The organism is Xanthovirga aplysinae (assembly GCF_009711365.1).
Lineage (GTDB): Bacteria > Bacteroidota > Bacteroidia > Cytophagales > Cyclobacteriaceae > Xanthovirga > Xanthovirga aplysinae.
In genome coordinates this window covers 1-4,866 of record NZ_SMMB01000863.1, presented here as the reverse complement: position 1 = coordinate 4,866, position 4,866 = coordinate 1, and the positions used below count along the sequence as shown (strand labels likewise).

Below are 4,866 nucleotides of genomic sequence, written 5' to 3'. Positions count from 1 at the left end.
CAGAAAAATAAATTAATATATTTTCAATAATAGGACCCTAAATTTATTTGGAGTAAGTAGAAATTGGGTGAGGAAAATAATCAACTTTTTTAAATATGGTTTACTTTATTCACCTATTAATTTTAGAAAAAACACCCTTCAGCACTGCTTTTCATTTAAAAACTGAGGATACAAATGGATTACAAGCCCAATGGACATTTTTTCTCACAACATCGCAATAGTCTGGACAAACTCTCTGTGGACTTGGGCATTTGGTTGCTCTTCCTAGGATTCCTTGAAAATTAAATCTTTGTAGTATCATTTTACTTTGACAAACACTAAAATCAAGGTTTATATAGATCAATATAAAACCAAAACTTACTCCCCAACCACCTCAAACCATTCCCTCAATTCTTCCCCATCGGCATCAATGAGTGTGAGTTCATGTTTTCCCTTTGAAGCAACAAAAGCCATTTGATGCAAACCCTTTGTTTCTCCCAGAAATTGATTATCCAAATGCCAAAATAGGGTGATATTAGGTTCCCTATGTGCAGCCTCAAAGACTACTCTTCCTTTTTCACCATCCAGTTCCTTTGGGATATAGATTCGGCTTCTTTTTTTAGGATAAATAAAAGCCATTCTCTTTGTAAAATTTTGTCCACAATTTGGCATAAAAGGAGGAAGAGATTCATACCAGATAGAATGGGGTTTAAAATACCATTCCTGTACAGCAGGCAATACAAAAAAGTTTTTTTCCTTCATCTGATGAACAGGATAACAATCACTATTAACCTGATAGGTACCTTCTGCATTGAGATGAATGTTCTTATGAAAAGAACAACTTTCAGCCCGAATGGCTACCTTAGGAACGGAAAGGGTATCAATCGGTTGACAATGGGCAGTTGCTTGCAAACCACTTCGCTGGCAAATCAACAGACTTTGGGTATCACTTTCCGGGAAATCATACCAAGAAGTCCTTGGTAAAAGATCAAACAAATCAAATAGCAGGGGTGCGGCCGTTTTTACCCCTAAAAGACCGGGACGACCTTCTCCACTTGCGTTTCCCGTCCAAACGGCTACCACATAATCCCGATCCATTCCGACCGCCCAAGCATCCCGGAAACCATAGCTTGTACCCGTTTTCCAGGCAATGGGCCTCGAAGAACTATATTCCTGCCAATCGGCCTGATCATCCGGACGTTGAAGGTTTTGCATTGCTTCCAACGTATACCAAATTGAGGAAGCACCTAAAACCCCAACTTCATCAGTTCCTTTACGTATTGAAGCTTTATTGGTTAGCAAATAATGATTTTGAAAGACATCATCATTTCGGTAACGTTTTTCCCCTGGATAACGATAATAATTTCTTAATGTTCTTCCCATTCCCGCATACATAGCCGAAAGCTCCCACAAGTTGACTTCAGCCCCACCCAAAATTAGTGATAAACCGTAATGGGAAGCTGGTTGGTCCAGACTCTTCATACCCAACTGTTTTAATTTAAAGTGTAGCTTTTCATACCTAAATTCTTTTAATAAAAAGACAAAGGGAATATTCAAAGAACGCGAAAGAGCCTTATCAGCAGGAACAGCCCCATCAAACTTCTTATTGAAATTATTGGGGGCAAAACCCTGGAAAAAAACTGGAAAATCTGGTAATAGCTGTTTAGGTAATAACTTACCCTCACTTAACATAGCAGCATAAAGAAAAGGCTTCAAAATACTTCCTGTACTTCTTTGAGAAGTAATGATATCTACCGACTCCCCATGTCTGCCGCTTCCCTTTACATTTCCCACATAAGCCAGGGTATTCCCACTTTCAATTTCAATAATAATAGCCGCAGCATTATGAATTTGGTTCAGGCGAAGGTTTTCATGATGTAATTGCACTATTTCAGATGCTCTTCGTTGCAAATGAGGGTCCAGACTTGAGTTAATAACCGTCCCCCTTTGCCCTTCCCCCATGGCCCTTTGAAGAAGGTGATATGCTTGTTGTGGTAAGGGATAAGGCTTTCCAGGAAGAGGTTCGTCTAAGGCCAATGCCATAGTCAAAGAATCGATAATTTGATTTTGATAAAGCTTTTCAAGAAGGTTGTCACGTTTCTTTTTTAGCAGGGGAGAATTCTTACCCGGATAAATCAAAGCCGGACTGTTGGGTAAAACAGCTAGCGTAGCAACCTCTGCCCATGACAACTGATCGACCTCCCTTCCAAAATAGCGCCAGGATGCTGCCGAAAGCCCCACTACATTCCCTCCAAAGGGGGCATGAGCAGCGTAAAAGTTAAGAATTTGTTTTTTAGAATAATATAGTTCCAATTTAAGAGCCAAAGCCATTTCCCATAACTTTTCTACAATCGTTCTTTTTTGCCCCTTTCGGGAAAGACGAATCACTTGCATACTAAGTGTACTGGCTCCGGAGATTACTTTTCCCGCTTTCATATTTTGCCAAATGGCCCGTCCAAGGGAAAAGGGATTAATTCCAGGATGTTTGTAAAAATATTCATCCTCAAAATGCAACAAAGCCTGTTCAAAATTCATAGGGATAGAATCAGCAATGGGGAAGCGCCATTGTTCATCGTCCGCGATAGTTGCGCCTAAAAGAGTCCCGTCTTTAGCCTTAAGTACTGAAGCATAGGGATCCTTAAAAAGGGGAGAGGGTAGAGGGTAAAGTATCCAAATAATAATGGATAGTAAAGGAAGAAAAATAAGGAAATGTTTCCTTTTAAGATTACGAGGTGGAAAAAAAATTAATTTCATAAAAAGTAAGACCCTATCAAGACTTTAGCCCTAATAGGGTTTTGAATATGCAAATTAAACAATTTCCAAAATTCTTTTTGAACTTAATCAAAGAAACTAGAAATAAACCTGAAGTCCCACATTAAAGGCAATATTTCTTTCTGAAGAATCAGATAAATTGTCCTCATCATCATAATCTGCCTTGTTATAATTATAGGCCAACTTTCCTTCCAAACCTACATTTGGAACAAGAAAATAGACTAGCCCTAATCCAAATCCAAATCTGTAATTTGTATTTTTTGACATTCTTTCATCCTCAGAAGAGACCTCAGAATCAATAGGTTTATATTTATATTTGTAGGTTCCTAGCCCTAAACCCGCTTCCCCAAAAAAAGAAGTTCTATTAGCTATAGGAACATAATATCTGGTGAAAGGCCCCACTGTAAATTGTTGGGAATTAGATTTACCCCATTCCGACTTTGACCAACTAAGCCTAAAAGGCAGACTCAAGCCCAAAACAAAATTGTCTGCTACAAAGTAACCCAAATTAGGTGCAAGGCTAAGACTAGAATAATGCCCCTCCTGATCCTGAGCTTTACTATAATAAAAGCCTCCCCCTCCACCTAAAAGCATATTTCCTTTATTAGTTTGAGCCATAAGTGGTTGATACAGGAACAATACCATTAATGGAAAAAATTTGAAAATTTTCATAGAATCAAGTTTTATTGGTTAAAAAATATTAGTCTATAAATCCACTATTGAAACAATAATTATACCCTTTTTTATTCTATTAAAAATAAATTTGAAAGCCTGGGTCAAAGGAAAAATTTCTAAACTAATATTGAACTTCATACCCCTATACAAACTGCATAGAGGTGTAGGCCAGTTTGCCTTTCAATCCTATTTTAGGAGATAAGAAATACACCACTCCCTCCCCAATTTGAGCCGCACTTGCCGACTATTCTTCTTCATAGGATTCCTTTGTTCCACCAACATCTAATACCTCTTTGTATTTTCTTCCTCCTATTAGAAGGGCTGCTTCCTCAATAGTACCGAACCAACTGGTTCTATGTATATAATACTTTATCATCGCCCCCATAAAATCATTTTGATTTTAAGCACTAAAAACATTTCCCTGAAAATCTTCTTCACTAGTTCAGGAGAAATCCCAGGACAAAGTAAGCCCGAAGGCTAAATTATCTATCACAAAAGATCCCAAACCAGGAGCTAAAAAAAGGGAGAAAACTTTTTCTTTCTGATTTGGGATGGATTTCGAAGTAAAGCTAACCATCCCCCCAAAAGCAAGTTTCCTTTTTTAGTTTGGGCCATGCAAGATTGATAAAGGAATAATAAGAGCAAGGGAAGTATTTTTAAAGTTTTCATAGACTTTAATAATTTAGATGAATTAATAGTTCAAGCTAAACCTTCCCAATTACAAAAATCATAGTTTAAGTTTAAAGATTTTATTTGAGTTCAATTTAGGCAAAAGGCATTTTCAATTGATATTCTATAAATATACTTGAAGCCCTATCGTAAAGGAGAGATTTCTATTTTTTTCCGTATCATTCAGGAAATCAATTAACTCGCTTTTAAGCCTGGTACTTTGGGCAACATAGGCTAATTCTCCTTCTAATCCCACTTGTGGGGATAGAAAATAAACTAATCCCATGCCCAATTTATAGACTCTAAGAATCTCCTTATACCTTATTTGAGGATCTAGTAAAGGGTCTTCAGGTTCTATTGGTCTATATCTAGGATCTTGCTTTACATTTGTTGTTCCCAAACCTAAAGCTGTTTCTCCAAAAAAGGAGACTCTATCTGCCACTGGAATATAATACTTCGCAAAGGGACCTAAAACAAGGTTTATATTTCTACCTTTACCTCCTGCCCATTTATCCCATTTAAAATTGAGAGGCAAACTTAACCCCATAGCCAAATTGTCTATAATGAAATAGCCAAAGTTTGGAGAAACAGAAAGAGTAGAAACCCTACCTTCCTGCCCGACATCGTTTTGTACATTAAAACTGGCAACTCCTCCTAATAGAAAATTTCCTTGAGAAGTTTGACCCATTATTGGATGATAAAAGAAAAAAAATAAGAGGGGGATTAATTTAAAGGTTTTCATAGTTTCTCCATTTAGTTGATAGTGAAAGT

At 37.3% G+C, this 4,866-nt stretch carries 4 protein-coding genes; all 4 read right to left on the bottom strand.

Translation table 11 applies throughout. The features are described 5' to 3' along the window. Window positions 1-357 precede the first annotated feature (357 nt). Window positions 358-2,733, bottom strand: a complete 2,376-nt coding sequence (gene pbpC, locus E1171_RS06980) for a penicillin-binding protein 1C (RefSeq protein WP_155205292.1) — start codon at window positions 2,731-2,733, stop codon at window positions 358-360. Window positions 2,734-2,829: 96 nt separating this feature from the next. After that, window positions 2,830-3,423, bottom strand: coding sequence for an outer membrane protein (locus E1171_RS06975; RefSeq protein WP_155205291.1), 594 nt, complete (start codon window positions 3,421-3,423; stop codon window positions 2,830-2,832). Between the two features lie 247 nt (window positions 3,424-3,670). Further along, complete coding sequence (locus tag E1171_RS06970) at window positions 3,671-3,811, bottom strand: hypothetical protein (RefSeq protein ID WP_155205290.1); 141 nt, start codon at window positions 3,809-3,811, stop codon at window positions 3,671-3,673. Window positions 3,812-4,219: 408 nt separating this feature from the next. Next, window positions 4,220-4,866: hypothetical protein (locus E1171_RS06965; RefSeq protein WP_222931431.1), on the bottom strand; the 647-nt coding region annotated here is incomplete at its 5' end.